Source organism: Sphingopyxis sp. BE259 (assembly GCF_031457495.1).
Lineage (GTDB): Bacteria > Pseudomonadota > Alphaproteobacteria > Sphingomonadales > Sphingomonadaceae > Sphingopyxis.
On sequence record NZ_JAVDWM010000001.1, the window covers coordinates 2,330,409 to 2,356,967 of the forward strand.

30 protein-coding genes are annotated in these 26,559 nt (G+C 64.9%); 13 read left to right on the top strand and 17 right to left on the bottom strand.

Annotated features, from left to right (window positions below):
- Positions 1 to 24: 24 nt before the first annotated feature.
- Genes J2X44_RS11230 through J2X44_RS11240 form a run of 3 tightly spaced genes read left to right on the top strand, consistent with a single transcriptional unit; the run spans position 25 to position 2,470 of the window.
- Entirely contained in the window at positions 25 to 576 is a 552-nt protein-coding gene (locus tag J2X44_RS11230; protein WP_310083848.1) for a sigma-70 family RNA polymerase sigma factor, read from the top strand.
- Complete coding sequence (locus J2X44_RS11235) at positions 573 to 1,163, top strand: hypothetical protein (RefSeq protein WP_310083851.1); 591 nt, start codon at positions 573 to 575, stop codon at positions 1,161 to 1,163. Before J2X44_RS11230 ends, J2X44_RS11235 begins: the two co-directional genes overlap by 4 nt.
- Positions 1,160 to 2,470 (top strand): serine hydrolase, encoded by a 1,311-nt coding sequence (locus tag J2X44_RS11240; protein ID WP_310083853.1) that lies wholly within the window; start codon positions 1,160 to 1,162, stop codon positions 2,468 to 2,470. The genes J2X44_RS11235 and J2X44_RS11240 overlap by 4 nt, the downstream gene beginning before the upstream one ends.
- A gap of 90 nt (positions 2,471 to 2,560) precedes the next feature.
- On the opposite strand, the gene J2X44_RS11245 is transcribed toward J2X44_RS11240, so the two are convergent.
- The 7 genes from J2X44_RS11245 to uvrC all read right to left on the bottom strand — a co-directional run bounded on the left by J2X44_RS11245 (position 2,561) and on the right by uvrC (position 9,285).
- Positions 2,561 to 3,352: a LysR family transcriptional regulator gene (locus tag J2X44_RS11245; RefSeq protein ID WP_310083856.1), complete on the bottom strand. Its 792-nt coding sequence runs from the start codon at positions 3,350 to 3,352 to the stop codon at positions 2,561 to 2,563.
- A complete protein-coding gene (apaG, locus tag J2X44_RS11250) occupies positions 3,349 to 3,750 on the bottom strand; it encodes a Co2+/Mg2+ efflux protein ApaG (protein WP_310087014.1) in 402 nt (133 codons plus the stop codon). Before apaG ends, J2X44_RS11245 begins: the two co-directional genes overlap by 4 nt.
- Positions 3,751 to 3,767: 17 nt before the next feature.
- Positions 3,768 to 4,973 carry an aminotransferase class I/II-fold pyridoxal phosphate-dependent enzyme gene (locus J2X44_RS11255; RefSeq protein ID WP_310083858.1) on the bottom strand — a complete coding sequence of 402 codons (1,206 nt, stop codon included), beginning with the start codon at positions 4,971 to 4,973 and terminating at the stop codon, positions 3,768 to 3,770.
- 5 nt (positions 4,974 to 4,978) lie between these two features.
- Positions 4,979 to 6,025 carry a 3-isopropylmalate dehydrogenase gene (gene leuB, locus J2X44_RS11260; RefSeq protein WP_310083859.1) on the bottom strand — a complete coding sequence of 349 codons (1,047 nt, stop codon included), beginning with the start codon at positions 6,023 to 6,025 and terminating at the stop codon, positions 4,979 to 4,981.
- A gap of 48 nt (positions 6,026 to 6,073) precedes the next feature.
- Complete coding sequence (gene recO, locus J2X44_RS11265) at positions 6,074 to 6,811, bottom strand: DNA repair protein RecO (RefSeq protein ID WP_310083861.1); 738 nt, start codon at positions 6,809 to 6,811, stop codon at positions 6,074 to 6,076.
- The gene (locus tag J2X44_RS11270) at positions 6,799 to 7,191 is read right to left on the bottom strand and encodes a PaaI family thioesterase (RefSeq protein WP_310083864.1); all 393 of its coding nucleotides are present in this window, start codon (positions 7,189 to 7,191) and stop codon (positions 6,799 to 6,801) included. Before J2X44_RS11270 ends, recO begins: the two co-directional genes overlap by 13 nt.
- A 159-nt stretch (positions 7,192 to 7,350) precedes the next feature.
- Positions 7,351 to 9,285, bottom strand: coding sequence for an excinuclease ABC subunit UvrC (gene uvrC, locus J2X44_RS11275; RefSeq protein WP_310083866.1), 1,935 nt, complete (start codon positions 9,283 to 9,285; stop codon positions 7,351 to 7,353).
- 73 nt (positions 9,286 to 9,358) lie between these two features.
- On the opposite strand from uvrC, the gene J2X44_RS11280 reads away from it, so the two are divergent.
- On the top strand, positions 9,359 to 10,078 hold the full coding sequence (locus J2X44_RS11280) for an SDR family NAD(P)-dependent oxidoreductase (RefSeq protein WP_310083869.1): 720 nt from the start codon (positions 9,359 to 9,361) through the stop codon (positions 10,076 to 10,078).
- Positions 10,079 to 10,355: 277 nt separating this feature from the next.
- On the opposite strand, the gene J2X44_RS11285 is transcribed toward J2X44_RS11280, so the two are convergent.
- From J2X44_RS11285 to J2X44_RS11320, 8 genes are all read right to left on the bottom strand, one after another.
- On the bottom strand, positions 10,356 to 10,898 hold the full coding sequence (locus J2X44_RS11285; protein ID WP_310083871.1) for a F0F1 ATP synthase subunit B: 543 nt from the start codon (positions 10,896 to 10,898) through the stop codon (positions 10,356 to 10,358).
- Positions 10,891 to 11,391 (bottom strand): ATPase, encoded by a 501-nt coding sequence (locus J2X44_RS11290; protein ID WP_310083874.1) that lies wholly within the window; start codon positions 11,389 to 11,391, stop codon positions 10,891 to 10,893. The genes J2X44_RS11285 and J2X44_RS11290 overlap by 8 nt, the downstream gene beginning before the upstream one ends.
- Before the next feature lie 79 nt (positions 11,392 to 11,470).
- Positions 11,471 to 11,698 carry a F0F1 ATP synthase subunit C gene (locus J2X44_RS11295; protein ID WP_003044110.1) on the bottom strand — a complete coding sequence of 76 codons (228 nt, stop codon included), beginning with the start codon at positions 11,696 to 11,698 and terminating at the stop codon, positions 11,471 to 11,473.
- A gap of 42 nt (positions 11,699 to 11,740) precedes the next feature.
- The gene (locus J2X44_RS11300; RefSeq protein ID WP_310083920.1) at positions 11,741 to 12,526 is read right to left on the bottom strand and encodes a F0F1 ATP synthase subunit A; all 786 of its coding nucleotides are present in this window, start codon (positions 12,524 to 12,526) and stop codon (positions 11,741 to 11,743) included.
- Between the two features lie 67 nt (positions 12,527 to 12,593).
- Positions 12,594 to 12,914, bottom strand: coding sequence for an AtpZ/AtpI family protein (locus J2X44_RS11305; protein ID WP_310083922.1), 321 nt, complete (start codon positions 12,912 to 12,914; stop codon positions 12,594 to 12,596).
- 222 nt (positions 12,915 to 13,136) lie between these two features.
- Positions 13,137 to 13,541, bottom strand: coding sequence for a YdbL family protein (locus tag J2X44_RS11310; RefSeq protein WP_310083923.1), 405 nt, complete (start codon positions 13,539 to 13,541; stop codon positions 13,137 to 13,139).
- Between the two features lie 14 nt (positions 13,542 to 13,555).
- On the bottom strand, positions 13,556 to 13,747 hold the full coding sequence (locus tag J2X44_RS11315) for a YnbE family lipoprotein (protein WP_310083926.1): 192 nt from the start codon (positions 13,745 to 13,747) through the stop codon (positions 13,556 to 13,558).
- Between the two features lie 32 nt (positions 13,748 to 13,779).
- Positions 13,780 to 16,947: a YdbH domain-containing protein gene (locus tag J2X44_RS11320; protein ID WP_310083928.1), complete on the bottom strand. Its 3,168-nt coding sequence runs from the start codon at positions 16,945 to 16,947 to the stop codon at positions 13,780 to 13,782.
- Between the two features lie 200 nt (positions 16,948 to 17,147).
- Here J2X44_RS11320 and radC point away from each other — a divergent pair, with 200 nt between their 5' ends.
- Positions 17,148 to 17,858 carry a DNA repair protein RadC gene (gene radC / locus J2X44_RS11325; RefSeq protein ID WP_310083930.1) on the top strand — a complete coding sequence of 237 codons (711 nt, stop codon included), beginning with the start codon at positions 17,148 to 17,150 and terminating at the stop codon, positions 17,856 to 17,858.
- A gap of 61 nt (positions 17,859 to 17,919) precedes the next feature.
- On the opposite strand, the gene J2X44_RS11330 is transcribed toward radC, so the two are convergent.
- Together J2X44_RS11330 and J2X44_RS11335 are read right to left on the bottom strand one after the other, a co-directional pair.
- On the bottom strand, positions 17,920 to 18,402 hold the full coding sequence (locus tag J2X44_RS11330) for a calcium-binding protein (protein ID WP_310083932.1): 483 nt from the start codon (positions 18,400 to 18,402) through the stop codon (positions 17,920 to 17,922).
- A gap of 30 nt (positions 18,403 to 18,432) precedes the next feature.
- Positions 18,433 to 18,726, bottom strand: coding sequence for a hypothetical protein (locus J2X44_RS11335; protein ID WP_310083934.1), 294 nt, complete (start codon positions 18,724 to 18,726; stop codon positions 18,433 to 18,435).
- A gap of 199 nt (positions 18,727 to 18,925) precedes the next feature.
- On the opposite strand from J2X44_RS11335, the gene purB reads away from it, so the two are divergent.
- The 8 genes from purB (at position 18,926) to J2X44_RS11375 (ending at position 26,530) form a co-directional block, all read left to right on the top strand.
- Complete coding sequence (gene purB, locus J2X44_RS11340) at positions 18,926 to 20,242, top strand: adenylosuccinate lyase (protein ID WP_310083936.1); 1,317 nt, start codon at positions 18,926 to 18,928, stop codon at positions 20,240 to 20,242.
- Between the two features lie 66 nt (positions 20,243 to 20,308).
- Positions 20,309 to 20,638, top strand: coding sequence for a LapA family protein (locus J2X44_RS11345; protein WP_310083939.1), 330 nt, complete (start codon positions 20,309 to 20,311; stop codon positions 20,636 to 20,638).
- On the top strand, positions 20,635 to 21,309 hold the full coding sequence (pyrF, locus tag J2X44_RS11350; protein ID WP_310083941.1) for an orotidine-5'-phosphate decarboxylase: 675 nt from the start codon (positions 20,635 to 20,637) through the stop codon (positions 21,307 to 21,309). The genes J2X44_RS11345 and pyrF overlap by 4 nt, the downstream gene beginning before the upstream one ends.
- Before the next feature lie 115 nt (positions 21,310 to 21,424).
- Positions 21,425 to 22,057, top strand: coding sequence for a phosphoribosylanthranilate isomerase (locus tag J2X44_RS11355; protein WP_310083943.1), 633 nt, complete (start codon positions 21,425 to 21,427; stop codon positions 22,055 to 22,057).
- A gap of 99 nt (positions 22,058 to 22,156) precedes the next feature.
- A complete protein-coding gene (gene trpB, locus J2X44_RS11360) occupies positions 22,157 to 23,398 on the top strand; it encodes a tryptophan synthase subunit beta (RefSeq protein WP_310083945.1) in 1,242 nt (413 codons plus the stop codon).
- A complete protein-coding gene (gene trpA, locus J2X44_RS11365) occupies positions 23,395 to 24,186 on the top strand; it encodes a tryptophan synthase subunit alpha (RefSeq protein ID WP_310083950.1) in 792 nt (263 codons plus the stop codon). Before trpB ends, trpA begins: the two co-directional genes overlap by 4 nt.
- Positions 24,183 to 25,034: an acetyl-CoA carboxylase, carboxyltransferase subunit beta gene (gene accD / locus J2X44_RS11370; RefSeq protein WP_310083952.1), complete on the top strand. Its 852-nt coding sequence runs from the start codon at positions 24,183 to 24,185 to the stop codon at positions 25,032 to 25,034. Before trpA ends, accD begins: the two co-directional genes overlap by 4 nt.
- Positions 25,035 to 25,180: 146 nt before the next feature.
- Positions 25,181 to 26,530: a glutamate ligase domain-containing protein gene (locus J2X44_RS11375; RefSeq protein WP_310083955.1), complete on the top strand. Its 1,350-nt coding sequence runs from the start codon at positions 25,181 to 25,183 to the stop codon at positions 26,528 to 26,530.
- Positions 26,531 to 26,559: the final 29 nt, after the last annotated feature.

Below are 26,559 nucleotides of genomic sequence, written 5' to 3' on the forward strand. Positions count from 1 at the left end.
CGTCCCGCATCCGACTAAAGGATCATGCGGTATGAAAATCTGGAGACGCGGGTGATCGAAAGCGAGCAGGACCGGCATTTCGCGGAAGCGATCGCGCGTTTCGGCGGCGCGCTGGCGCGCCTTGCCCGCGCTTATGAGGCCGATGCCGACCTGCGCCGCGACCTTGCGCAGGAATTGCAGGTCGCGCTGTGGCAGAGCTTCGCGAAGTTCGATGGCCGCTGCTCGCTCAGCACCTGGGTGTGGCGCGTTGCGCACAACCGCGCGACCTCCCACATGCTCGCGCGCCAACGCCATGCCAGGCGGACCTGGTCGAGCATCGAAGACCTCGACATCGCCGACGATGCCCCCTCGCCGCTGGAAACCGCAGAGAGCGAACAGGCGATGGCGCTGGTCTTGTCGATCGTCGACCGCCTCGATCCACCCGACCGGCAGATATTATTGCTCTATCTCGAAGGCGTCGCCGGGGCCGAAATCGCAGATGTAACCGGCGTTTCCGCCGATGTGGCGGCCGCCAAAATCCACCGCTTCAAGGCCATGCTGACGCGCCGCTTTTCAGCTGCGGGAGTGACGATATGACCGACCCAACCGACGAAATGCGCCTGCATGCGCTGTGGCAAGGCCGCGAGGCCGCGCTCGCGCCGCTTCCGCTCGACGAGATCAAGCACCGAGCCGCCCGGTTCGGCGACGCTGTTCGTCAGCGCAACCGCCGCGAATATGGCGCAACGGCGGCGGTCGTGGTGTTTTTTGCGCTCTATGCCATCTTCCTGCCCGAGCTCCTGCTCAAGCTGGGCAGCCTGCTGATCATCGCGGCCGCGCTGTTCGTCGCGTGGCAGCTCGGGCGCCGCACCTCGCGGCCCGATGCCGAAGCCGAAACGCAGGATGTCCGCGGCTATTACCGTGCCAGGCTGGTGCGCGAAGAACATATGCTCGCGCGCGTCGGCCGCTGGTATCTCGCGCCGTTCGTTCCTGGCCTGCTGATCTTCCTCGCTGGTCTGGCAAGGGGCAGCGGATTGGCGAACCCGCTGGTCTTCCTCTCGGTCGCGGCGTTCCAATTGTTGATATTCGGCGGCATCTGGTGGCTCAACCACCGCGCCGCCGCGACACTCCGCACGCAGATCGACCGGCTCGACCGCGCCCATTCACATGAAGGAGACCTATCATGAAAACCCTGTTCGCTTCGCTTCTGACGGCGGCGATGATCCTGCCCGCTTCCGCCGCCCTTGCCCAGCAAACGCCGGAAGCGACTGCAGCGGCCGACACGGCCTTTGACCGCCGTGCAGCGCAGCTTGTCGACCTGCTGGCGGGGCGCATCGCCTTCGCGGATTATTTCGACCCGTCGTTTCAGGCCGCGGTGCCGGAAGCGCAGTTCAAGACGATCACCACCAGCTTGGTGGCGCAATATGGCACCCCCGTTACGATCGACAGCGCGACGTCGACCGACGGAAAGTCGGGAACGGTGCGGGTGCGGTTTGAAAAGGGCATCGGCACTATCGGGCTCGAAGTGGGCAGCGCCGCCGACCAGCGCATTGCGGGGCTCCGCATTTTGGGATTCGAAATTGCCGACGACAGCTTTCCCAAGGTCGCAGCGGAATTGGCCGCCTTGCCGGGCGACACCGGTTTTCTTGTTGCTGAACTCGACGGCAACGCGATGAAGCCGCTCGTGGCGGCGAACCCCGATCGGCAGTTTGCGGTCGGGTCGACGTTCAAGCTCTATATCTTGGACGAATTGGCGGCGCAGGTCGCAGAGAAGAAGCGCCGCTGGTCCGATGTCGTGCCACTGTCGCACCTCAGTTTTTCATCGATGGGCACCGCGAACTGGCCGAAAGACACGCCGGTGACGTTGCAAAGTCTGGCAAACTGGATGATTTCGGTCAGCGACAATAGTGCGACCGACACGCTGATCCACCTGCTCGGCCGCGAGGCGATCGAGGCACGGATGCGCGCGGCGGGGCACAGCGATCCATCGCGCAATATCCCGTTCCTGACGACGGTCGAGGCGTTTGCGCTGAAGGGCAATAATTTCGCGAACGAACGCACGGCGTTTGTCGCGGGCGATGACGCGGCGCAACGGAAACTGCTCGCCGCGAACCGCGACCGGCTGACCCTCGCCAATGTCGATGGCGTCAGCTTTGCTGGCGGTCCGCGGTTTATCGACAGTCTGGAATGGTTCGCCAGCCCCAACGACGTTGCCCGGGCGATGATCGATTTGCGGAACCGGCAATCGCCTACCGCGATGTCGGTGATGGCGATCAATCCCGGCGTCAACCCGGGCGCGACCAAGGATTGGTCGTGGCTCGGCTACAAAGGCGGGTCCGAACTCGGGGTGATTTCGATGAGCCTGCTCGGTGAGCGGAAATCCGACGGCAAATGGTTCGTCGTCACCGCGAGCTGGAACAATCCCAAGGCGCCGGTGGCCACCGAAACGCTGGTCGGGCTGGTGACGCGATTGCTGGCGCTGGCGGCGAAGTAGAAACGCACGTCGCCCCGCGAAGGTGGGGGCCGCCATCCGGCTCGCGCATGGTTGCTAACGGCCCCCGCCTTCGCGGGGGCGACGACAAGGCTAAGAGGTCAACGCCGCGACCAGCGCCTTGACCTTCGCCTGCCGCCATTGCGGCGTCGGAGCGACAAGCCAGTAACCACGCTTCACCGACACCAATTCGCCGATCTGGCGCACGCGGCCCGACGCGATGTCGGCCTCGGCCAGCATGGCGGGAACATTAGCCTGGCCCAGCCCGTTCGCAGCGGCGTCGATCGCCAGCCCGGCATCACCCAGCCGAAGCGCGGGCTCGCCGTCGGCCACCGGACAACCGGGCCAGGCGATCCGCGTGTCGCTGGCGCTACCTGGCCCGGCCACGGTCACCATCAGCGGATCGGCGAGCGAGACACCCTCATGCTCGCCGACGCCGTCGGACCAGAAGATCGCGAGATCCAGATTGGCCTCGGTAAAATCGATGCCGCTGTCGGCCGGCACCAACGTAAAGCGCACATCGGGAGCCTGCTGGCTGTAACGCGCGAGCCGCGGCGCCAGCCATTTTGCGGTCAGGTCGCGCGGCGCCGCGATCGTCAGCGACTGCGACGATTGCCCCGCCTGCATTGCGCGCACCGATTCCTCGAATTGCAGGAACCCCTGGCGCAACGCATCGAGCCCCGCGTCAGCCTCGCCGGTCAGTTCCAGCCCCTTCGGCGTGCGGCGAAACAGGACAACGCCGAGCATATCTTCAAGCGCGCGGATTTGCTGCCCGACCGCCGCCGGGGTCACCGCCAGTTCGTCGGCGGCACGCGTGAAGCTGAGGTGCCGGGCAGCGGCGTCGAATACGCGCAGGGCGTTCAGCGGCAGATGGGTGCGCTTCATGCCGCGGTCGCAGGCGCCACAAGCGGGAAATGCGGGATCGCGATCAGCATTTGCGACCCGTCGCCAACCTCCATCGCATAGCTGCCGACCATTGAGCCCTCGGGGGTCGGCAGCGGACAGCCCGAGACATAGTCATAGGCACCGCCGGGCGCGATCAGCGGCTGTTCGCCGACGACGCCTTCACCCTCGACTTCGCTGATCTGGCCGCGCCCGTCGCTGATCCGCCAGTGGCGGCTGATCAACTGCACGGCGACGTCGCCATGATTCTCGATCCGGACGTGATAGGCCCAGAACCAGCGGCCGAGCGCAGGATGCGACTGTTCGGGCAAATAGCTGACCGATACGCGCACCGTGACCGGTCCGGTCGTCTCGGCAAAGGGGAAAAAGGAGTCGATCATCTTGGCGCCAAATTCGCTCAAAGCCCGACCTTGGTCAATGCCTGGTCCAGATCGGCGATCAGGTCGCGCGGATCCTCCAGCCCGATGTTGATCCGCAACATGCCCTCGACCACCCCCATATCGGCGCGCGCTTCGGCGCTGACGCTATAGTGGGTGGTCGACGCCGGATGGCAGCACAGGCTGCGCGAATCGCCGATATTGTTCGAAATATCGACCAGTTCGAGCGCGTTGAGCAGCGCCATCGCCTGCTTGCGGTCTTCGAGAATGAACGAAAAGATCGGCCCGCACGCCTCCATCTGGCTCATCGCCAGATTATATTGCGGATGGCTGGCAAGTCCGGGGTGAAGCATCTTCGGTACCCGCTTTTCGACGAATTTTCCGACCGCCAGCGCGTTTTCGGACTGGCGCCGCGCGCGCAGGTCGAGCGTTTCAAGGCCTTTCAGCACGACCCAGGCATTGAACGGCGACAGGTTCGGGCCGGTGTTGCGCTGGAACGGCAGCAGCACGTCGTTGATGAATTTCTCGGTCCCGCACACCGCCCCGGCAAGGACGCGGCCCTGCCCCTCCATCAGCTTGGTCGCCGAATAGGCAACGACGTCGGCGCCGAAATCCATCGGTCGCTGGAGCACCGCGGTCGCGAAGGCATTGTCGACGACCGACGTGATGCCGTGCGCCCGAGCGACACCGCAGACATGCTTCATATCGACGATGTCCATGGTCGGGTTGGCGGGGGTTTCAAAGAAGAATACTTTGGTGTTCGGCTGGATCGCACGTTCCCACGCGTCATTATCGCGCCCGTCGATCACCGTCGTTTCGATCCCGAAGCGCGGGCAGAGCTGATCGACCAGCCAGCGGCACGAGCCGAACGCCGCCTTCGCTGCAACGATATGGTCGCCCGCCGACAGCTGACACAGCAGCGCCGTGGTCATCGCCGCCATGCCGGTCGCCTGCGTCCGGCACGCCTCGGCGCCCTCCATCAGCGCAATACGTTCCTCGAGCATTGCCACGGTGGGGTTCTGGAGCCGCGAATAGGTCATGCCGGTCTCTTCGCCCGCAAAACGCGCCGCGACCGTTTCGGCATCATCATAGGTGTAGCCCGAGGTCAGGAACAACGCCTCCGACGTCTCGCCATGCTCGCTGCGCCAGGTTCCGCCACGCACCGCCTGCGTCGCGGGGTGCCAGTGGCGGGTGGTGTTGCGATCGAAACCCGTGGTCTTTTTCATCTCGTCTATCCGTTCAAAGCCGCAACAACCGCATCGCCCAGCGCCGCCGTGCCCATGGTTCCGCCCAGATCGGCACCGCGGCACCCGTCGGCCAGCACCTTCGCCACCGCTGCCTCGATCCGCGCCGCACTCGCCTCGTCATCGCCCGAATAGCGGAGCAGCATCGCGAGCGACAGGATCATCGCCAGCGGATTGGCGACGCCCTGTCCGGCAATATCGGGGGCGCTGCCGTGGATCGGCTCGTACAGCCCCTGCTTGCCTTTGCTCAGCGATGCCGAAGCAAGCAGGCCGATCGATCCGACGCACATCGACGCCTGATCGGACAAGATGTCGCCGAACAAATTGCCGGTGACGACGACGTCGAACTGACCGGGGTTGCGGACCAGCTGCATCGCGGCGTTATCGACGTACATATGGGTCAGCGCGACATCGGGATATTCGGTCGCCACCTCGATCACCACATCGCGCCACAGCTGCGACGTTTCCAGCACGTTGGCCTTATCGACCGAACACAGCCGCCCTTTGCGGCCCTGCGCGGCACGAAAGGCGACGTGGGCGATCCGCCGCACTTCGCTCTCGCTGTAGGCCATGACATCATAGCCCTCGCGCTGGCCATCCGAGGTGGTGCGGGTGCCCTTTTCGCCGAAATAGACGTCGCCGTTCAGTTCACGGACAATCAGCAGGTCGATCGCCGAGGCAACTTCGGGGCGCAGCGCCGAGCTGTCCTCCAGCCCGGCAAACATCTTGGCGGGGCGCAGATTGGCGAACAGGCCGAGTTCGGCGCGCAGCCCGAGGATTGCCTGCTCGGGGCGCAAATGCCGCGCGGCGCTATCGAAACGCGGGTCGCCGACGGCGCCGAACAGGATTGCGTCGGCGGCCTTCGCCTTCGCCAGCGTTTCGGGCGGCAGCGGATGGCCGGTCGCTTCATACGCCGCGCCGCCAACCAGCGCGCGATCGAGCATCACCGGAAGCCCAAGCGCGGCGAGCACCTTTTCGGCCTCGACCATGATTTCCGGACCGATACCGTCGCCAGCCAGCAGCAGGATTTTCAACTTGTCGCCCTTTCGTGTCTCGCCCGCCGCTTAGACAGCGGCGGCGCGTCACGCAACCGCCCTGCCCAGCCGATCGATCAATCGCGCACGAACGCTAAGCAGTTCGCGCGCGCGGCCGTCAAGCAGGTCGCGGTCGATGAAATGACCGGTGATCGCCAGGCCATCGAGCACGTCGTTTAGCGACGGCGGCGCGTCGGCACCGCGCAGAAAGGGCGGCAGACGCAGCAATCGCTCCTCATAGCCGACCGCGGCGGCCAGACTGACCGCCCCGCCCGACTTGCGGCTGACGAACGCTAGATCGCTGGCCGCCCCCGTCACCACACATTCGTCAAGATCGAGCCCGAACCCCAGTTCGGCGAGCAGCAGCAATTCATAGCGCGCCAGCGCCGCCGCCCACTGCCGCGCCGACGACGCGACGCCGATCGCGTCGAGCAACCCCGACAGTGCCGAAAAGAGCGCCGGATAGGGCTGGCTTTCGGGCAGAATTGTCGCGGTGACGCTGGTCGCCCAGTCGATCGCCGCCGCTGCCAGCGGTTCGGCGAGCAGCGGCGCCCGGCTCGCCAGCAGCTCGGCGGTCGCGCTCGCCAATTGCTCCTCGGTGCGCGCCCGCAGTTCCAGCGCGACCAGATTGCCTGCGATCAATATGGGGCGCAGCCGCGTCGATCGCCCGCCGCGCACATAACCCGCGACCAACCCCGCCTCCTCGGTCAGCGCGCGCAGGATCGCCCCATGCTCGCCATGCGCGCGGACCGCGCAAACGATCGCCGGGGCGGTCAGGCTGGCCAAAGCACCAGCTGCGTCTGGGTCACCAGCGCGACATCGGCGCCGTCTTCGGTCGCGATGCGCGTCTGCCATACCGACACGCGCTTGCCGACTTTCACCGGGGTCGCTTCGCCGACCAGTATTGATCCGACCGGCCCGGCGCCAAGGAAATTGGTCTTGCTCTCGATCGTCGTTGTCCCACTCGCGCCCTCGGGCAAGGTCAGAAACGCCCCGACCGCGCCCAGGCAATCGGCAAAGGCCATGATCGCGCCGCCATGGACGATGTTGCCCGCGGTGCAGATGTCGGGTCGCACGGGCAGCTTGCCGGCGACGCGGTGCTTGCTGCCCTCGTCGATCGTCACCCCCAGCGTGGCGGCTAGCGGCATCATGGCTGCGAAATCCATCATACGTCTCCTATCTCATCCCCCGTTCGTCCTGAGGAGCCATTGAGCTTGTCGAAATGGCGTCTCGAAGGACCACGCGCCGCGCATGGTCCTTCGAGACGGGCCTTCGCCAAAGCTCAGTCCCTCCTCAGGACGAACGGCGATTGTTGTCCACCAAACTCATCCCCCCGCATGATAGAAATCATGCACCGCCTGCGCCACCGCTGCGCTTACCCCCGGCGCCTTCTGCAAATCCTCCAGGCTCGCCCCGCGCACCGCGCGGGCGGTGCCGAAGTGCATCAGCAGCGCCTTTTTGCGCGATGGGCCGATCCCCGGCACCTCGTCGAGCGGCGAGCTACCCAGCGCCTTCGCGCGCTTCGCGCGGTGGGCGCCGATCGCAAACCGGTGCGCCTCGTCGCGCAGCCGCTGAATATAGAACAGCACCGCATTGTTCGGCGGCAAGGTGAATTCGCGCCCGTCGGGCCAATAGAATGTCTCGCGCCCGGCATTGCGATCGGGCCCCTTGGCGACGCCCACAAAGGGCAGATCGTCGATACCCAGCTCGGCGAATACGCCTGCGACCGCCGAGACCTGCCCCTTGCCGCCGTCGATCAGCACCAGGTCGGGCCACTCACCCTTCGTCCGCTCGGGGTCTTCCTCGATCGCGCGGGCAAAGCGGCGCTGGAAAACCTCGCGCATCATCGCAAAATCGTCGCCCGGCATCGTATCGGCGCGCTTGATGTTGAACTTGCGATAGGCGCCCTTGATCCACCCTTCCGGCCCGGCGACGACCATTGCGCCTAGCGCGTTCGTGCCCTGGATATGGCTGTTGTCGTAAATCTCGATCCGCTGCGGCGGCGACTCCAGATCGAACAGCTCGGCGAGTTCGCGGCCCAGCTTGGCTTGCGAACTGCTTTCGGCGAGCCGCCGGTCGAGTTCCTCGCCCGCATTACGCACCGCCTGCTCGAGCAACCGCCGCCGGTTACCGCGCTGCGGCACGCTGATCTCGATCTTGCGTTCGGCGACTTCGCCCAGCGCCTCGGAGAGTAGCTCCATCTCCGCAGGTTCGCGATCGACGAGGATCGTCTTCGGCGGCGGCACGCCCTCGTAGAATTGCATCAGGAAGCTCGCCATCACCTCGGCCTCGGGCACCCCCGCCACATGCGCCGGGAAAAAGCTGCGATGGCCCCAATTTTGCCCGCCGCGGATGAAAAAGCCCGCGACGCACAACTGGCCGCCCTTCGCCGCCAGCGCGAAGACATCGGCGTCCCCCAGCCCGTCGGCGTGCACCGACTGGCTGCCTTGAATGAAGGTCAGCGATTTCAGCCGGTCGCGCAGCACCGCGGCCTGCTCGAAATCCATCGCGTCGGCCGACTTGGTCATCGCATCGCCCAGCCGCTTTTGCACCGCGGTCGAGCGGCCCTCCAGAAAGTCCTGCGCGTCGCCGACCAGCGCCGCATAATCGTCTTTCGAGATGCGGTCGACGCACGGCGCCGAACACCGCTTGATCTGGTACAACAGGCAGGGCCGTGAACGATTGGCGAAAAAACTGTCGGTGCAGCTCCGCAGCAGGAACGTCTTTTGTAGCGCATTCAGCGTCTTGGCGACCGACCCTGCGCTGGCGAACGGTCCATAATAACGTCCCTTGGCGCGCCGCGCGCCGCGATGTTTTTGCACGCGCGGAAAATCATGGTCCAACCGCAGCAGGATGAAGGGAAAACTTTTGTCGTCGCGCAGCAGCACGTTGTAGGGTGGGCGATACCGCTTGATCAGCTGCGCTTCGAGCAGCAGCGCCTCCGCCTCGCTCGTCGTCGTGACGATCTCCATCGCACGCGTTTGCGACACCATGCGCTGCAACCGTTGCGGTAGCCGCGCGACCTGGGTGTAGTTGGTCACCCGGTTCTTGAGCGCCCGCGCCTTGCCGACGTACAGCACGTCACCGCGCGCATCGAGCATCCGGTACACCCCGGGCCGCGTCGGCAATTTGCGCACGACGTTGCGGATCGCTTCGGCGCCGCGTTCCAGATCGGGCTTATCGTCCGCCGCGTCGCTGCCACGGATGACGTAGGTCGCCTTTTCTTCATTGAATCGGTCGGGAGCGTTCGGGCGAGCCATGATTTTGCATGTAGGCGATGGCGATGCGACCCGCCATAGTGTCGCGGGTAAAACAGACATCGGAGGGGTCCGCATGGACGTGAGAGGAAAATTGGCGCTGGTCACCGGCGGCAGCGATGGGATCGGGCGCGAAATCGCGCTGCAATTGCAGGCGGCGGGCGCGGAGGTGATCATCACCGGGCGATCGGCCCAAAAATTGCAGGCGATGGCGGCGCTGGGGTTTGGGACAATTACAGGCGATCTGTCGACCGCCGCGGGGATCGATGCGGTGGTTGGTGGCGTCGCAGGCAAGCCGCTGGCGTTGCTCGTCAACAATGCCGGGGTGGGTAGCGACTATGAGCTGGACGACGCCGCAACGCTCGACAGCGCGGCGCAGTGCATCCGCACCAACCTCGACGCCCCGATCGCGCTTTGCACCCGCCTGCTCCCAGCCCTGCACGCCCAGCCAGAGGCGGCGATAGTGAATGTCACGTCAGGCCTTGCGATCGCGCCGCGCGCGGGTGGCTCGATCTATTGCGCGACCAAGGCAGGCCTGCGCAGTTATACACAGGCGATCCGTTACCTGCTGAAAGACAGCAATGTCCGGGTGATCGAGGCATTGCCGCCGGTGGTTGAAACCAACATGACCGCAGGCCGCGGCGGCAAAAAAATGAGCGCGCACGACTGCGCCGCCGAAATCCTCCGCGGCGTCCGCACCGGTAAAAGCGAGGTCAATGCGGGAATGGTCAAGATTTTGCAGCTGGTTCACAGCATTTCACCGGCGCTGGCGCGGCGGATCATGATCAAGTTTTGAGGCACGGCGCGGTATGATGTAAAGCCGCAGTGGCTGAGCCGAATGTCAGCTTTGGGGTGGGAAGCGGACATTCCCCACCCTCGTCACCCCGGACTTGATCCGGGGTCCAAGACCCCTTGCGCCGTGGGAATCTTGAGAGGGCGGATGGATCCCGGATCAAGTCCGGGATGACGAAAGTTTATGTCCGCTATCGGTCGATAACGGTCATACGCGCCACCCAAAAGCAAAACGCCCGCGGAAATCCGCGAGCGCTCTGTATCGGCAAGGGCGCAGCGCGTCAGCCCTTGGCAACGCCTGCGATCGCCTGATCGACCAGCGCCTTGTCGGCCTTGGCATCATGCTTTTCAGCAATCAGCGCCGCCGCGGCAGCCGTCGCCGCTTTGGCCGTCGCCGCGCGAACTTCGCTCAGCGCAGTGGCTTCGGCCGCGGCGATACGGTCTTCGGCCATCTGCTTGCGACGACCGATGAGCGCGGTGGCGTCGGCCTTGGCTTTGGCGACCAGCATTTCGGCCTCGTTTTCAGCGCGGGCGCGCATGTCGTCGGCTTCCTTCGCCGCGGCGGCGAGCTTGGCCTCATATTCAGCCTTCAGCGATTCGGCGTCGAGGCGCAGCTGTTCGGCCTCGGTCAGCTGTTTCGAGATCTCGGCAATCCGCTTGTCGAGCATCGTGCCGATGGCCTTGGGAACGCCCTTCCAGACGAGGATGCCCAGAAACACGAGCATCGCGATCGACACCCACACCGTGGCGTCCATGCCGAACGCCTTGGGCGTCGCATGCGCTTCGCCAGCGGCTTCCGCCAAGGTCATGAGGAAATTAGCCATGGAGCACCGCCTTCACCGCCGCCTTGGCATCCGCCGCACCGACCTTCACGCCTGACAGCTTGGCGACGAGATCGCCCGCCGCTTCGGCTGCGACCGATTCGATCTCGGCCATCGCCGACTTGCGCGCAGTCGCAACGTCGGCTTCCGCCGCCGCCAGCTTGTCGCCCAGTTCGGCATCGACCTTTGCCAGACGCTTTTCGGCGTCCTTCGCGGCCTTGGCCTTGGCTTCGGAAACCGCCTTTTGCGCCGCGACACGGCTGGCGTCGCTTTGCTGACGATAGCTTTCCTCAAGTCCGTCGGCGGCGGCATGCGCCGCTTTGGCGGCTGCCAGATCGTCTGCCACCTTGCGGTCGCGCGCGTCGACGGTCGCTTCGATTTTCGGCAGCATGCCGCGGCCGATCACCAGATAAATCCCGGCGAAGACGACCAGCAGCCAGAACAGCTGCGAGGCAAGATACCAATTGTCAGCGGTGAGCTGGGCTATTTGAGGCATGAAAGGCGAACCTTAACTTACTGAAAAACCTGCCACGAAACCGATCCCGCCGGGATCGGCCTCGCACATCATCGTCCAATCAGACGACGAACAGCAGGATCATCGCAACGACGAACGCCAGCAGGCCGAGAAGTTCGGCAGCGGCGAAGCCGATGAACAAGCGGCCCTGCTGGCCGTCGGCGGCTGCCGGGTTGCGCAGCGCGCTTTCGAGAAAGCTGCCAAACACGTTGCCCACGCCGATGGCGGCCATGCCGGCACCGATGGCTGCCAGACCGGCACCGATCAGCTTTGCTGCTTCTGCGTCCATTATCATTACTCCTTGGTATAATCGTTTGAAAGTAAACGTAACTTAGTGAAGGTTGACCGCGTCGTTGATGTACAGCGAGGTCAACAGGGCGAAAACATAAGCCTGGATGCCGGCGACCAGCAGCTCAAGCGCGCTGATCCCGATCATCAGGATGAAGCTGAGCACCGAAACGATCGAACCGAGCCACAGGGTTTCGGCGTTGAAGCCATTGATCACGAAGCCCGACAGCACTTTCAGCAGGACGTGCCCCGCCGTCATCGCGACGAAAAGACGCAGGCCAAGGCTGAACGGGCGGACCATGAACGACACGAACTCGATCGGCGCGATGATCGGGATCATCGGCAGCGGCGTACCATGCGGTACGAACAGCGAGAAGAAATGCAGGCCATGGCGCCAGAAGCCGACGACCAGGACGATCGCAAAGCTGATCAGCGCCAGTACGCCGGTGATCGCGATATGGCTGGTGACAGTGAAAGGGTGCAGCCCCAGCACGCCCAGCGGCAACATGCCGAGCAGGTTGCAGAACAATATGAACATGAACAGCGAGAAGACGTAAGGCGTATATTTACGGCCTTCGGTGCCGATATTCGCCATCATCATGTTCGAGATGAAGCCGGTGAAACTTTCGACCGCAGCCTGCCAGCGACCCGGGACGAGCTGACGGCGCATCCCGCCCCACATGAACAGGCCGAGCGCAATCGCCGCGATCACCATCCACAGCGCGCTGTTGGTGAACAGGATGTCGTGCCCGCCGAGGTTGAAACCGCCGCCAAGCGGGGTCACCTCGAACTGGTGCATCGGGTCGATCTTGCCGGATTCCGCCGCCACTCTTCACTCCACGCGTCTGGCGAGGCGGCGAAGGCGCCGTCTCGCTAAAAATATCTTTTGCGCCCCGCTAGTTGCGCGGCGTCTTGGACAGTCGGATGATGTTCCGAAAGGCCACGATTATGCCCAAGAACAACATCACCAACAAACCCCAGGGCGACGTTCCCGCGAACCGGTCGATCAGCCAGCCGAACAAGGCACCGCCGATCAATCCGCCCAGCAGTTCGGCCAGAACACGGTTGCCGAGCCGGTAATTGGCATCGGATTCCGGTCCGGCGTTCACCGCGGTCCGCTTTGCCTCTGCGGCTTCGGCCCGGTCCAATCGCTCGTTGAGCGAGACCAGGCGCGAATCCTCTGAGCCAAGTTCCGGATCGCTGCCGTTCCCCGTCATTTCCCGCCATCCTCCTGAAACAGAACCGGAAAGCCCCGATCCCGCCTGCGAAAAAAGGCCCGAAAAATCGGGGGACCCCTAAGGCGCGGTCCGTTTAGGAACGACGCCCGGTTAAGTCAATGCCCGCCCCCCACACAATTGCGGCGATGCACAAAAATGCCGCCGCGTTTAGGGGCGCGGCGGCATGTGGCGCCCGTGGGCGCCCTTGAACGATTCTTCGTGTTACGGGCAGCTTGCGTTGCGCACCGGCGGGCTGTCGTCACGGGTCAGCCAGCGGCCGTCGGGCGCCTGATATTTCTCGCCCGGCTTGGTGCTGGCAATCAGGTTGCACCCGCTGGTGAAGGCGAATTGTTCGACCGTGCTGCCCGTCGCCTGCGCGCTTTCGGTATATTTCGCCTTCCGCTTGATGTTGATGTCCTGGACCAGCGCACGGATCGCCGGGGTCGGCGAGGTTGCAAAGCCCAGATAACCATCGGGCTGCTCGCCCACCTGACCGGCGGCACGCGCCGCGGCATAGGCCGGGTCGCGCTGCGCCATCGCCGACGGCACCGCAAATGCCACGGCAGCGGTTGCCGCAATCGCAGCAAGCGCCAGTCCGGCGGTTTTTCCCATCTTCAAACGCATCATATCATTCCCTGTCATCAGAATATCTCGCTATTCTGCTCGATGAGCTTCTTGGCATCACCGTCCAGCCTGTACACCACTTCCTGACGAATGTTGATGTTCAGGTTGATCTCGATCGGCTTGTCGGGGGTTTCGATCTGCACGCAGCCGGTGAGGGCTCCCAATAGGGTTGACGCGCCGATCAGGACCACCAGACCGCGGCCGATCATGGCCCGCCTCCTTGCTCCAGTCTTCACTATGTTCATCGCATGGGCTCGCTTTCTGGAGGCTGAACGGGGGCGGATGGGCGTTGTTTCGCGGCTTCGGCTTCGTCCTGGGCGCGGATCAGCGCCGGCAAATTTTGTTCGATGAGCAGCGTCGGATCGTAAAAGCCTTTTGCCGAGGTCAATAGTTGGCGGAACGGCGCCTTGATCTTCACGTTAAACACCAGCGGAATTTTTGCGATCTGGTTGGTCAGGAAATTGCGCGACGCGCCCTCGCCCTGCCCCACCCCGCCAAAGCGAATGTCGGTCACCATTTCGCCGTCCAAGTCCCCGTTCAAAATGATCGTCAGATCATCATATTTCAGGCTGCGGAGCGCGCCAAAGGCAAAATTTGCGATCGCGCCCAGATTGCGGTTCGACAACTCGCCGACATAGGCGAGCGTGCCGCCGCCAGCGCGCGAATCGATCCGCCCGCCGACGATGCGGCCGCCCAGCCCGCTGAATTCGACCGGCAACGTCCCGTCGAACTTGCCCGTCGCGTTGATGTTTTCGAACCCGAAACTTTGCAGGAATATCGCGGCATCGACCCCGACGATGTCAAAAGACAGCCGCCGCGTCTGTTCGGCACCGAAATCGAGCGTCGTCGGATGGAGCAGCAATTGCCCCCCGCCAAAGGGCCAGCTGCCGCCCTCGACCCGCACCCGGTTGTCGCCCAGCAGCTGATATTCGATTTTGCCGTCGAGCACCGGGATACCGGGGTTGATTTCCTTGATCCGGGCGATCTGGCCGGGCGCCGAGCGCAGCCCGATCAGGTCGTCGAAGGTCAGCGTGGTGGTGAGGCCAGTGACCGGACCAAAGGCGGCGGCCAGATTCGCATCGGCGGTGGCAAAGGTGCCGCGGCTGGTCACGCCCGCAGCGGTCCATTCGATGCGCCCGTCGCCGACCACCGACCCTTGGACATTGGCGACGACGCCGAGCGCGAGGTTCGTCAGCTGATCGGGCTGAAAACCGTCATCGAACCGCAGCTCGCGGACCTGAAGATCGGCAAAGCCGCTGCTGTCTGCGAACCGGTGGCGGATGATCGTATCGAGGATTTTGGTACCGGTCTGTCGTTCATCGAAACCGGCCTTGGCGTCGATCACCCCGTCGGCGAAGCGCAGCGTGGCATTGTTGCTGATCAGCGGTGCGAAGCGCGCGTCGGGCGCTGTATCAGTGAGCAGCAGCCCGCCATCGAGCGTCAGGGCGCCGTCCGCCCAGCGCCATCTCCCATCGATCTCACTCATGGTCAGCGGCACCGCGCCGATCTTGCCGCTGGCACCGCGGAGTTCGCCGACCATGCTTTGCCCGTTGGGGCGCCCCGTGACGCTCTGGGCGCCGAACCGAGTGACACTGTCGCCTTGCCCCAGCCGGAAATCGGCGAGCGCGACAGACCAGCGCATCGCGGTAACGTCAATATTCGCCGGTCCGCTGGTCACCGTAAAGGGTGAACGGCCGCTGGTGCCGCGCAGATTGACGGTCGGGATGCGAATTTGCCCGCGCAATCCGCCCGGTCCCGCGCTGAGCAGTGGCGCGCCGGGACGGCTGCATAGATCGATCGCGCTGGGGCCGATCTGAAAGCCCGATAGGGTGACCCGCTGCGCGCTGACCCGGCTGCACCCACCGTTCAGCGCGAAAGCGCCGGTGGGAGCCAGAAAGCCATTGAGCGGGACGCTGAGCCGTTCAACACGTCCGTCCGCCAACGGACCCGACAAATCGGCGCGCGTCGCAAAACGCAGCAATCCGTCGCGGTCGCCCGAGAACCGCACCGGCGCCAGCACCAGCGCTGCGCCACCGGCCTGATAGGGATCGAAGCTCGCAAGCCCGCTGATCGATCCGTCGCCGCGACGATCGAGGTTGATCGAGCCGCTCGGCAGATCGCCGCCACCGAACGCCCACCGCCCCGACGCCAGGACCGCCGGCGGCGCGGCGCCGTAAAGATAGCCGATGCGGCTGTCGGCGCTGCCGGTAAAGCGCGCCCCGCTGGCGCTCGCCAGCTCTGGCGCGATCAGATCGATGCGCGCCGACGGGCCTTCGCCGACCAGCGCAAAATCGGCGCTGCCGCCGACGTCGGCCAACATCCTACTGAGCGCCGCGCTGGCCTTGGCCGCCAGCGGCCCGACCGGGGTTTGGGCAAGCCCGGCGACGCTGTCCCCCACCGCCCGCCGCAGCGCCGCGCTGCCACTGGCGCGCGCAAAGCGGACCTTTCCAGCGAGCTTTGGAGCGGCCTGACCGATGACCCCCTCGGCATCGATACTGACCGTCTCGGCCGCAAAATCGGCGCCGCGCACCTGCGCCATATCGGCGTCGAGATCGAGCTTGGTTGCCGCTGCGGTGCCGTCGAAACGCGCCAGCACGCCCAAGCGGTCGGCCTGCGCCCGCCCCGCCACCAGTTGCGCGATGCTGGCATCGGCCTCGCCCGTCCAGCTTTGCAGGTCCTTGGACAGCGATATGTCCAGCGCGATTTGCGGCGAGGCCGCGGTCACGCCGCCGTCGGCGCACGACAGGCTCCGCCCGCGCAATGGGCCAACCAGTTGCGGGCGGACGTCGCGAACCAGCAAAGTCCCGTAAAAACTGACATCGCGCCCGCTGCATCCGGCGGCCGCCACATTCGGCGCCACCAGCGCGAGCTTGCCGGTGAAATCGCGGCGCAGATTGCCGCCGCCGTTCAGCGCCGCGCCGATATTTCCCCACGGCGTTTCAACCCGCGCCCGCGCATCGCGCAGCACGACCGCCAGATCGGGTAAGGCGAACGGGTCGGTGCTCGCTGGGTCGCGAAACTTGTCGAGCGCCCCGAACGACAAGCGGCCCTTCACGAACCGGCCATAGAGGCGGACGCCCTCGGCGCGGATTTCGGTGACATACGGCCCCGACCAGCCATAGCCGAGCAGCACCTCGACCTTTTTCGCGGTCAGGTCGGGGTTGGCGGGATCGCCGATCACGACATTCGACAAGCGTTCGCTGCGGAAACCGATTGCGTCGATCTGATACCGGGCGGCAACCCCGCGACTGCCCAGCTGATCGGTGATGAAGCGGTCGGCGATCGGTTCGCGGGCGATCCAGACCCCAGCCACGACGACAATCACCGCGCCCGCGGTTAGCCAGCGTTTCTTGAACAGCACGGTGCGGTGCCGCCACTTCGGTTTCGGGCGCTCCTCGGCCTCTGTCATGGCATCGGCGCCCTCCGCCATCGCCTGTCAACGGATGACGTCATGGCGCCTGTTCGTCCTTCGTCCGGTCCTGCGGTCACCGCCAGCAACGCCGGAAATCCCTTTTCGCTGCAACGAATTGGGAAACAAATTGGTCCGGATCGCCATCATATGTTTCCTATGACCGTTGAGTGCCGGTCACAAGGCGGTTATTCGGGGCAATGGCCGATGCCGAACCGCCCGCCCCCTCATCCGGCCCTGCCCCCGATCATGCGGGCCACCGCGCCCGGCTGCGCGGGCGGCTGCTGGGCGGCGACGTCGACGGCATGGCCGACTATGAACTGGTCGAATATCTGCTCGCGCTCGCCGTCCCGCGCCGCGACACCAAACCGCTGGCCAAAGCCTTGCTGCGCGAATTCGGCTCGCTGGCCCAGTTGGTCAGCGCCGATCCCGAATCCTTGCGCCGCGTCGGTGGGCTCGGCGACACCGGCATCGCGGCGCTGAAAATCGTTCAGGCCACCAGCTTGCGGCTGCTCAAGGGCGAATTTCGCGACAAGCCTTTGCTGTCCAGCTGGGACGGACTGCTCGACTGGTTGCGCGCCGACATGGGGCCGATCGATGTCGAGCGCGTCCGCGTCCTCTATCTCAATTCGCGCAACATGCTGATCCGCGACGAGCTGGCCAGCGAGGGATCGATCGACCAGTCGGCGATCTATGTCCGCGAAATCGTCAAGCGCGCGCTGGAGCTTGGCGCGTCGGCGATCATATTGGTGCACAACCACCCCAGCGGCAGCCCCGAACCCAGCCGTCAGGACATTGCGATCACCCGCGACATCGCTGACGCCGCGAGCCGTCTGGGGATTGCATTGCACGACCATGTCATCATCGGCGGGTCGGAGTATCGCAGCTTTCGCGCGATGGGGTTGCTATAACGCCCAAACGGATGCAGCCGCCGGATCGCTCCGACGGCTGCACCACCCCGCGGGAAGCCGGTTAAGCGCCGCGCGAAAGGAAACCGGTCAATTCGGTCTTGTTGACCGCGCCCGACTTGTCACCATCGGCGGCGGCAAATGCCTGGCCGATCCACGTCTTCACCTCGGCCGACTCGGGGTCGACGCTCGGCTCGGTCGCGGCGCGCAGCTTCTTCATCCACGCGGCAAATTCCATATCGTTCAGATCGCCATTGGCATCGGCGTCATAGGTCGGAAATTCCTTTTCCACGATCTGCGCGATCTGGGTCGGGGTTGCCGCCGTTCCTGCCGCGGCAGGTTCAGCCGGGGCGGTGGGCGCCGACGCATCAGGGGCAGGCGCCGGGGCGGGAGTCGTTGCCGCATCCGCCGTGGGCGCTGCGTCGGTCATCGGCGCGGGCTCGGTGGCGGTTGTCGGCGCCGCGGGATCTGCGGCGGGAGCGGTCGTCTGGGCCAGCGCCGGGAAACTCACGGCGGCGGCGCCGATCAAAAGCATCTGCTTCAACATGGTCATTCTCCTAAATCATTATCTGGGGTGTTATTCCGGGTCGGGCTCAGGTTTCGGCTCGGGCTCCGGAGCAGGCTGGTCAGCCGGTGGGGTAGGCTCGGCTGCCGGGGGTGTGTCGGTCGGCGCAGCGTCCTCTGTCGGGGCCGTGCCATCCGACGGCTTGGCATCGTCAGCCGGATCTTCATCCGGCGCCGGAGCCGTGGTGTCGGCGGGAGCGGGCGTCTGACTGGTCGGCGCCGGTTCCTCACCCGCCGGTCCAGTCGTCTGGGCCAGCGCCGGGAAGCTCACCGCCACCGCGCCGATCAAAAGCATCTGTTTCAACATGAAAATTCTCCTTTCGAGGCGACTTCAAGGGATTTGCGACCCGTCGCCTTTTTTTGATGGGGCATGAAAGCAACAGCCGGGCCCAATCATGGTTGCGGACCCGCGGCATTTGGCGAAACGCCCCGTCCCTGCTACGGGGCGCCCCGGCGCGGTTCCGCAGGGATTCCGCGATGGAGCGCCCTAAAAGGAAGGAAATTCAATGGTTCCGCGTTACGCCCGGCCGGAAATGACCGCGATCTGGTCGGCCGAGAATCGGTTTCGCATCTGGTTCGAGATCGAGGCGCACGCCACCGACGCCCTCGCCGAACTGGGAACCGTTCCGAAATCCGCTGCGAAAGCCCTGTGGGATTGGTGGGCGACAAAGCCCGTCATCGACGTCGCCGCGATCGACGCGATCGAGGCGATTACGAAGCATGACGTCATCGCCTTTCTGACCTGGGTGTCCGAAAATGTCGGCGACGAAGCGCGCTTCATGCATCAGGGCATGACCAGTTCAGACGTCCTCGACACCTGCCTGGCGGTTCAGTTGGCGCAGGCGGCGGACCTGTTGATCGCCGATCTCGACGCGCTGCTCGCCGCGATCAAGCGGCGCGCGTTCGAACATAAGCTGACCCCGACGATCGGGCGCAGTCATGGCATCCACGCTGAACCCGTCACCTTTGGGCTTAAACTGGCGCAGACCTATGCCGAATTCGATCGCTGCAAGGCGCGCCTGATCGCCGCCCGCGCCGAAGTGGCCACCTGCGCCATCTCGGGCGCCGTCGGCACCTTTGCCAATATCGACCCGCGGGTCGAAGCGCATGTCGCCGCCAAGCTCGGCCTCTCGATCGAACCCGTATCGACGCAGGTCATCCCGCGCGACCGGCACGCGATGTTCTTTGCCACCCTGGGCGTCGTCGCCGGGTCGATCGAGCGGCTCGCTACCGAAGTCCGCCATTTGCAGCGCACCGAAGTTCTGGAGGCGGAGGAATATTTCTCGCCGGGTCAAAAGGGCAGTTCGGCGATGCCGCACAAGCGCAACCCGATCCTGACCGAAAACCTCACCGGCCTGGCGCGAATGGTGCGCAGCGCCGTCGTCCCCGCGCTCGAAAACGTCGCGCTGTGGCACGAACGCGACATCAGTCATTCGTCGGTCGAACGCTTTATCGGTCCCGATGCAACGATCACGCTCGACTTCGCGCTGGGCCGCCTCACCGGAGTGATCGACAAGCTGCTGATCTATCCCGAACGGATGCAGAAGAACCTCGACCGCATGGGCGGCCTCGTCCATTCGCAGCGCGTATTGCTGGCGCTGACACAGGCTGGCGCCAGCCGCGAGGACAGCTATCTGCTGGTGCAGCGCAACGCGATGCGGGTGTGGGAAAGCGACGGCCGATTGTCGCTGCTCGAACTGCTGAAGGCCGATGCCGATGTTGCCTCGCGCCTGTCAGCAGCGCAGCTGACGGAACTTTTCGACCTTGGCTATCATATGAAGCATGTCGACACGATCTTCGACCGTGTCTTCGGCGCGGCATAGGCCGGACTGGAAAGCCGCGCCAATCTGGCATAGGGTCGTGAGCGACCGACAGAGGAGCATGTTATAGTGGGAATTCTGCGGACAATTATCTGGGTCTTGCTGACCGCGATATTGGTCATTTTCGCGATGGCGAATTGGCTGCCGGTGACCGTCACCATCTGGCCGGGTCAGGTGCTCGACACCAAATTGCCGGTCCTGATACTCGCCGCCTTCCTGATCGGCAGCGTGCCGATGTGGATCGCGCTTCGCACCACCCGCTGGTCGCTGAAGCGCCGCCTCGACACCAGCGAACGCCAGCTTGCCGACATGCGCGCGCTGGCCAATCGCCCCGTCGAGCCCGTCGCCGCCCCGACGCCGGTCAATGACATTCCCCCTTCACCGCTGGAGACACCATGAGCTCGCCGCTTTATCTCGCCATCGATCATCCGCACCTCGACGCTGCGGTCACGCTGGCGCAAAAGGTGCGGCATCATGTCGGCGGGCTGAAGCTCGGCCTCGAATTTTTCTGCGCCAACGGCCATCATGGCGTCCATGAAATGGCGAAACTCGGGCTGCCGATCTTTCTCGACCTAAAGCTCCACGACATTCCCAATACCGTTGCCAAGGCGATTCAGGCGCTTCGCCCGCTCGAACCGGCCATTTTGACTGTGCATGCCGCGGGCGGCCGCGCGATGCTGGAGGAAGCCAAGGCGGTGGCGGGGCTCAACACCAAGGTCGTCGCGGTCACCGTGCTGACCAGCCTCGACGCACCTGATCTCGAGGACATCGGCGTCGGCGGCACCCCGCACGACCAAGTCGTCCGCTTGGCAGCGTTGGCGCGCGAAGCCGGGCTCGACGGCATCGTCTGCTCGGGCCAGGAAGTGAAGGCCGCCCGCAAGGCGTGGCCAGGCGGCTTTTTCGTCGTCCCCGGCGTGCGGCCTTCAAACGGCAGCGCGGGCGACCAGAAACGTGTCGTGACTCCGGCCCAGGCGATGGCCGATGGCGCGTCGATCCTGGTTGTCGGCCGCCCGATCAGCCAGTCGCCCGACCCCGATCTTGCCGCGCGGGAAATCGAAGCGACGCTGTAGGAATTTTCCCATTGCCGTTCGTGTCGAGCGAAGTCGAGACACCGCTCCGACAAGCGTAAGGCCGGGGCGCATCTCGACTTCGCTCGATGCGAACGGATAGCTAGAGCCTGTATCCATGCCCCCCTTCGTCAAAATCTGCGGCCTTTCCACCCCCGATACCGTCGATGCGGCCATTGAACTGGGCGCGACGCACATCGGTCTGGTGCACTATGAGCCGAGTTCGCGTCACGTTGATCTGAAAACCGCCGCCGAATTGCGCAAGCGCGCCGGGCGCCACGTCCAGGTCGCACTGTTGCTCGTCAACGCCTCGCAGCAACTGACCGCCGACGCGCTGGCCGCGGTGCGGCCCGACATCATCCAGTTTCACGGCAACGAGACCCCCGAATGGCTCGCCGTCGTGAAACGGCTGGTGCCCGCACAGGTGTGGAAAGCCGTCGGCCTGAAAGACGCCGGCACGCTGGACCGGATCGGGAAGTATCAGGGAATCGCCGACCGCATCCTGTTCGACGCCCCAGCGGCAGCGATGCCGGGCGGCACCGGCACACGCTTCGACTGGTCGCTGCTCAAAAACCATCGCCACTCGATGGATTGGGGCGTCGCCGGCGGCCTGACCCCGGCCAACGTCGCCGAAGCGATCGCGGCGACCGGGGCGCCGCTCGTCGACGTCTCATCGGGGGTCGAAAGCGCACCCGGCGTGAAGGATGTGGACAAGATGGCGGCTTTCCTTAAAGCGGTCGCCACATGTTGACGGCACATTCCTTTACGCTGCGCATCGGAAAACGATGGCGCTGATCGCTTCAAATCCCAGTTTGAGCGAGCGCCCACCCTATTGCCGATGGAAACGATCATGACCGATACGACGACCCTTCCCAACAGCTTGCGCACCGGCCCCGACGCGCGCGGCCATTTTGGCCAGTTCGGTGGCCGCTATGTCGCGGAAACGCTGATGCCGCTGATCCTCGACCTCGAACGTCATTATCGCGCCGCACAGGCCGACCCGGCATTCAAGGCCGAATTCGACTATCTGCTCGAACATTATGTCGGTCGCCCCAGCCCGCTGTGGTTCGCCGAGCGGCTGACCGAGCATCTCCGCGCAGGCGCCGACGAAGGCTTGGGCGCGAAGATTTATCTGAAGCGCGAGGATCTCAACCACACCGGCGCCCACAAGATCAACAATTGCATCGGCCAGATCCTGCTCGCCAAACGGATGGGCAAGACCAAGATCATTGCCGAAACCGGCGCGGGCCAGCACGGGGTCGCCACCGCGACCGTCGCGGCGCTGTTCGGCCTGCCGTGCACCATCTTCATGGGCGCGGTCGATGTCGCGCGGCAACAGCCGAACGTGTTCCGCATGAAATTGCTAGGCGCCGAAGTCGTCGCGGTCGAAAGCGGCGCCAAGACGCTGAAGGACGCGATGAACGAGGCGCTGCGCCACTGGGTCGCGAACGTCGACGACACTTTCTACATCATCGGCACCGTCGCGGGGCCGCACCCTTATCCGCAGCTCGTCCGCGATTTCCAATCGGTGATCGGCGACGAAGCCAAGGTGCAAATCCTGGCGGCCGAGGGCCGCCTGCCCGACATGTTGATCGCGCCCGTCGGCGGCGGATCGAACGCCATAGGCCTGTTCCACCCGTTCCTCGACGACCCCGAGGTCGAGATCGTCGGCGTCGAGGCGGCGGGCGAGGGTTTAGAAGGCAAACACGCCGCCAGTCTGGCGGGCGGCAAGCCCGGCATCCTGCACGGCAACAAAACCTATCTGTTGCAGGACGACGATGGCCAGATCACCGAGGCGCACAGCATCTCGGCGGGTCTCGACTATCCCGGCATCGGACCCGAACACAGCTGGCTCCACGACATCGGCCGTGTGCGTTATGAACCCGTCACCGATGCTGAGGCGCTGGCGAGTTTCCAGAAACTGACCAAGCTCGAAGGCATCATTCCCGCGCTCGAAAGCGCGCATGCCGTCGCCGCCGCCGAACGCATCGCGCCGACGCTGGGCAGGGACAAGATCATCATCGTCAATTGCTCGGGGCGCGGCGACAAGGACATTTTCACCGTGGCTGACGCGCTGGGGGTCGCACTGTGACCCGGTTCGCCACCGCTTTCGCCAAGCCCCACCCGGCGCTCGTCACCTTCATCACCGCGGGCGACGGCGACACCGCGGCCAACCTCGATGCGCTCGTCGCGGGCGGCGCCGATGTGATCGAACTTGGGATGCCGTTCACCGATCCGATGGCCGACGGCCCGGCGATCCAGCAGGCAAACCTGCGCAGCCTGGCCAAGGGCACGACCACCACCGACATCTTTACGCTGGCAGCGGCTTTTCGGGGCCGCCACCCTGATGTCCCGCTGGTGCTGATGGGCTATGCCAATCCGATGACGATCCGAGGCGGCGACTGGTTCGCCGCCGAATGTGCGAAAGCGGGGGTGGACGGCATCATCTGTGTCGACATCCCGTCCGAGGAAGACCCTGAACTCGGCCCCGCGCTGCGCGCTGCCGGGGTAGATCTCATCAGGCTTGCCACCCCAACCACCGACGCGGCGCGCCTGCCCGACGTGCTCAACGGCGCCAGCGGTTTCCTCTATTATGTGTCGGTCGCGGGCATCACCGGCCAACAGCAAGCCGCGCAGGCGAGCATCGACGAAGCCGTCGCGCGTTTGAAGGCCGCGACCGATCTGCCGATCGCGGTCGGCTTTGGCGTTCGCACCCCGGCTCAGGCCGCCGAAATCGCGAAGGTCGCCGACGGCGTCGTCGTCGGATCGGCATTCATCGACATCATCGCCGAGCATGGCAACGCCGCGGCGCCACATGTCGAAGCCTTCACCCGCAGCCTCGCCGCTGCTATCCATGGCGCAAAGGAGATCGCCGCATGAGCTGGCTCGACCGCGTCCGCAACGCCCTGCCCTTCGCAGCCAAGCGCGATACCGCCGACAACCTGTGGCACAAATGCCGCCAGTGCCAGCAAATGGTGTTCGTCAAGGAATGGGAGGACAATCTCAACGTCTGCCCGCGTTGCGACCATCACGACCGCATCGGCGCCACCGAGCGTTTCGCGCAGCTGTTCGACGGCGGCCAGCATGAGATGCTGTCCGCTCCGCCAGCGCCCGAAGATCCGCTGAAATTTCGCGATACCAAAAAATATGTCGATCGGATCAAGGCGGCGCGCGCGCAGACCGGCGACCGCGACGCCTATCAGAATGCGTTCGGCCGTATCGCCGGTCAGCCAGCCGTCGTCGGCGTCCAGGACTTCGCCTTCATGGGCGGTTCGATGGGGGTCGCGGTCGGCGAAGCCTTTGTCGCGGGCGTCGAACAGGCGATCAAACGCCGCTGTCCGTATATCGCCATCACAGCCGCGGGCGGGGCGCGGATGCAGGAAGGCACGCTGTCGCTGATGCAGATGCCGCGCGCCACCGTGGCGCTGGCGCGCCTGCGCCGCGCCGGTCTTCCTTATGTGGTGCTGCTCACCGACCCGACGACCGGCGGTGTCACTGCCAGCTATGCGATGCTCGGCGATGTCCAGATCAGCGAACCCAAGGCGCTGATCGGCTTCGCAGGCCAGCGCGTGATCGAAAATACGATCCGCGAAAAACTGCCCGAAGGTTTCCAGCGCGCCGAATATCTGCTGGATCACGGGATGATCGATATGGTCGTGCATCGGAAAGAGTTGCCCGAGACGCTGGGGCGGTTGATCGGGTATCTGGCGCCGGAAAAGGCGGCTTAGGGTCACCGACAATCTGCCTCTTCCCTCGTCACCCAGGACTTGGTCCAGGGTCCATACCACAGGCGGAGTGAATGGATGCCGGATCAAGTCCGGCATGACGAAGATGAGGAAGGTCTGACGGCAATTTTAAGATCAAGGCTTTAACAATGCCCGACCACGCCCGCTCCTCCGACCCCGCCGTCCAGACTCAACTTGACCGCCTCGCCGCGCTCTCGCCGGGCCGCGACATCCTGGGCCTCGAACGCGTCGCCGAGCTTTGCGCCCGCCTCGGCAACCCGCAAAACCAGCTGCCGCGCACCTTCCACGTCGCAGGCACCAACGGCAAAGGCTCGACCTGCGCCTATCTGCGCGCGATCCTCGAAGCGCAGGGGCGCCGCGTCCACAGCTACACCAGCCCGCATCTCGTCCGCTTCAACGAACGCATCCGTCTGGCCGGAACGCTGATCGACAACACCCTGCTTGCGGCGCTGCTCGAAGAAGTGCTCGACGTCGCGGCTGACCTGCGCGCCAGCTTTTTCGAGATTACCACCGCAGCCGCTCTCCTCGCCTTTGCCCGTATCCCCGCCGACGACTGCATTATCGAAGTCGGGCTCGGCGGCCGCCTCGATGCCACCAACATCATTCCGCCGCCTGCGGTGTGCGGCATCGCGTCGCTCGGCATAGATCACGAGGCGTTTCTGCTGGCGCCCGAAGATGGCACCCCTGACGATCCGGCGGTTCGCATCGCGTGGGAAAAGGCGGGCATTTTCAAACCCGGTGCCGCGCTCGCGACGCTCGCCTATCCGGAATCGCTGATGCAGATCATCAGCGAGCGTGCCGCCACGGTCGGCGGCACATTGTTTTCCGAGGGCGACACCTGGCGCGTCGATGCCGCGGGCGATGGCTTTCACTGGCGGTCCGAATTTGGCTCGATCGAAGCGCCGCTGCACACGCGCATGCCCGGCGCGCACCAGCATCGTAATGCAGGGCTGGCGATCGCCATGCTCAGCATTGCGCCGCACCCGCGCCCGAGGGAGGCTGAAGTTGTCCAAGGGATCGCCAACGCCTTCTGGCCGGGCCGAATGCAGCGGCTAAACAAAGGCCCGCTCACCGCGCGCCTGCCCGTCGATCGCGATTTATGGGTCGATGGCGGCCATAATCTCGACGCCGCCCGCGAACTTGCGAAACTGCTCGCCGGGTCGCTCGCCCGCGACCAAAAGATCGACGTCGTCCTCGGTATGCTGGCGAACAAGGACGCCGCCGGCTTCCTCACCCTGCTCGCCCCGCATATCGCGCGCGTCGCCGCGGTGCCAATCGCCGGGCACGAGCATCACAGCCCCGCAGCACTTGCTGAAATTGCGCGCCAAGCCGGTATCGCCAATGCGATGGTCGCGAGCGACATCGGCGCAGCAATCGATGATCTGGCGGCGAACAACCCGGCGCCCGCGACCCTGATCAGCGGTTCGCTTTATCTCGTCGGTCAGGCGCTCGATCTCAACGCGCAGCTTCCGGTCTAACCGACGGTCGACTTAGCGTAGCGGTGGGA